The sequence below is a fragment of the Elstera litoralis genome (assembly GCF_000963705.1).
Classification (GTDB): Bacteria; Pseudomonadota; Alphaproteobacteria; order Elsterales; family Elsteraceae; genus Elstera; species Elstera litoralis.
In genome coordinates this window covers 1-614 of sequence record NZ_LAJY01000745.1, presented here as the reverse complement: position 1 = coordinate 614, position 614 = coordinate 1, and the positions used below count along the sequence as shown (strand labels likewise).

Here is a 614-nt window from a genome sequence, read left to right as displayed (position 1 = left end):
ACTTCGTCCGCAACCGCCTGGGGAACCTGTTCGTAGTGATGGAACTGCATGGTGTACTGGGCGCGCCCCTGGCTCATCGAGCGCAGAGTGTTCACATAGCCGAACATATTGGCCAGCGGCACCATGGCGGAAACGACGCGGGCATTACCCCGGCTGTCCATACCATTCACCTGACCACGGCGGCTATTCAGATCGCCGATAACGTCGCCCATATAATCTTCCGGCGTAACCACTTCGACCGCCATGATCGGTTCCAGCAGCTTCGGACCGGCCTTTTGGAGGCCTTCCTTGAAGGCCGCGCGCGAGGCGATTTCGAAGGCCAGCACCGACGAATCAACGTCGTGGTAAGCACCGTCGATCAACTGAACCTTGAAGTCGATGACCGGGAACCCAGCGATAACGCCGGTATCCATCGAGCCTTCGATCCCCTTGACCACGCCCGGAACATATTCTTTCGGCACCGAACCGCCGACGATCTTGTTCTCGAACTTGAAGCCTTCGCCCGGCTCTTGCGGTTCGAACAAAAGCTTAATGCGCGCGTACTGACCTGAGCCGCCCGACTGCTTCTTATGGGTATAGTCGATTTCCGCTTTCTTGGAGATCGTTTCACGGTA

General features: G+C 57.5%; 1 pseudogene. It reads right to left on the bottom strand.

Annotation, left to right across the window (positions count from 1 at the left end):
• Positions 1-614: pseudogene (fusA, locus tag VZ95_RS19505) on the bottom strand (elongation factor G); the annotation flags it as partial.